At 44.5% G+C, this 1,770-nt stretch carries 4 protein-coding genes; 1 reads left to right on the top strand and 3 read right to left on the bottom strand.

Annotated elements, in window-relative coordinates:
- Positions 1-38: 38 nt before the first annotated feature.
- Positions 39-323 carry a hypothetical protein gene (locus ULO1_RS08080; RefSeq protein WP_078665689.1) on the bottom strand — a complete coding sequence of 95 codons (285 nt, stop codon included), beginning with the start codon at positions 321-323 and terminating at the stop codon, positions 39-41.
- Between the two features lie 60 nt (positions 324-383).
- On the opposite strand from ULO1_RS08080, the gene ULO1_RS14950 reads away from it, so the two are divergent.
- Positions 384-554, top strand: coding sequence for a hypothetical protein (locus ULO1_RS14950; RefSeq protein WP_200806950.1), 171 nt, complete (start codon positions 384-386; stop codon positions 552-554).
- 167 nt (positions 555-721) lie between these two features.
- Here ULO1_RS14950 and ULO1_RS08070 read toward each other — a convergent pair whose 3' ends face one another.
- Positions 722-1,132, bottom strand: coding sequence for a hypothetical protein (locus tag ULO1_RS08070; protein WP_159446861.1), 411 nt, complete (start codon positions 1,130-1,132; stop codon positions 722-724).
- 21 nt (positions 1,133-1,153) lie between these two features.
- Positions 1,154-1,723: a hypothetical protein gene (locus ULO1_RS08065; protein ID WP_079933359.1), complete on the bottom strand. Its 570-nt coding sequence runs from the start codon at positions 1,721-1,723 to the stop codon at positions 1,154-1,156.
- Positions 1,724-1,770 lie beyond the last annotated feature (47 nt).

Here is a 1,770-nt window from a genome sequence, read left to right as displayed (position 1 = left end):
GTTTCTAAAATTTCAGTTGGGTTCACTGCTTACCCTCCTCAGGCAAACGCCAGGCCATTATCTTTAAGTACCTGGTATAAACAGCTTGCCAAAGCCGTTATCTGCCTGTGGTCAAGACCTAATTCGTATTCCAAGTTTATCTTTTCGATTATCTCATGCAACAACGTTACTTCTTTGTGATCATCCGGCTGCACCCCATCAATGACTATTCTCCCCTTTATATGATCACATTCTCCAAATCTGTCATTAGAAGCAGCTAGTCTATCATCCAGGATTACATCCAGGTATAATCCCCCGATTTTGATTTTGTTTGGCAATTTCATGTTATCACCTCAAATGGTATAATTTACTTAAGGGTGTTGGTTTTTAAGAAGGTGATTTATTTGGCTAAAAATACCGGAAAAGGTTATCGAAAAGGGGCAGTAGACAACCGTTCTCAAACTTATAATCCCAAAACTGATTCATGGGTTAAAAGAGATTCAGAAACCGGGAGATTCATTGACCAAAAAACCAGTGATAACAAACCCTTTAAAGGAGTTCGCAAGGAAGATTAAGTCTTAAATAAAACAAAACCAGCACCCTTTTTTGCTCTAAATAATAGACCGGCCTCGAATGAGACCGGTCCAGGAAAGGGGGGACATGAAGGAACGGCTTCGCTTCTCTCCTTGATAACATTTTACCACAGCCATTTTGCAAAAAACGTGCAAAAAACGTGCAGCTTTTAATACCAGCCTAATTTTTCAGCAATCGCATATACAATACCATTTCTCCATCGTCTCAATGTGCTTTCATCAATGTGCAGTGCGTCCGCAATCGCCGGTGACTTTAAATTTCGCCCTTCGCCCCAGTACTTAAATTCCAGCATTCTCCGGCGGTCCTCTGGTAAATCCCGATATACTTCACCTATTGCTTTTGTTATACGTTCCATTTCCTTCAGTAGTATTGAATCTGCCAGCCGGGTAGCCCTGCGCTCTACAATACTTCCGACATAACCCCCACCACTTACGGCCAATTCCTCCTGTTTACCTGCCAGAATAATATCTCTCCGCAGTTCTTCTATCGCCTTAAGTGTGTCCTTGTAAGCAAAAATCTCCGCTTCGATGTGCCTGTATGTTGCCCGCTTCAGCTTCAACACTCCCACCCCCAGCTAGTTTTAAGCCCCGGTTACTACCTCCGCAACCACTTTATCCTTACTCTTGCTCAGAACTGTAATTAATTCCATAACAGCAGCGGGATCCACGAATACCAGTTTAACCGGTGGTTTTCCAGGATTTTTGATGTTTACCACCCAAGCCGGCTCCTTTTTATCACATTCGCAGATTTTGGTGTCTGCCAACAGTTTCTCCTCCTCCTTAGGATTTTCTTTTTTGGGCACCACCTTGCCCTGCTCTCTGTCCCAGTCATAGCCATTGTGGCGCAGGTGGTACATAATGGTCGCATAAGTTTTCCCAATCTCCTGCGACAGTTTATAAGGGTTCCCCGCCTTTTGTATCGCATTAATCAAGTCATCCACGTTTTTGAATAATCCCATAACGGGCCTTACATCCTGTGGCACAGCGCCCGCCCCCCTATTCAGTTTTTCGTTCTCCGCCTCAATCAGCTCGGCCAACGGTACCGGCGGTATTTCCTCCGGTTCCGTCACAGGAATTATCTCCCCGGTCCGCCTGTAATGTTCCACGTCCATAAAATACCTTTTGCAGGGAAAAAGGTTGTCCATCTCCATCTTAAACCACCCTTTTGCAATTCAAACATGCTCCAAGGTCCAGCTCA

The organism is Carboxydocella sp. ULO1 (assembly GCF_002049255.1).
In the GTDB taxonomy this organism is placed as follows: Bacteria; Bacillota.
The sequence above is the reverse complement of the archived record's forward strand: the minus strand, read 5'-3'. Positions and strand labels throughout refer to the sequence as shown.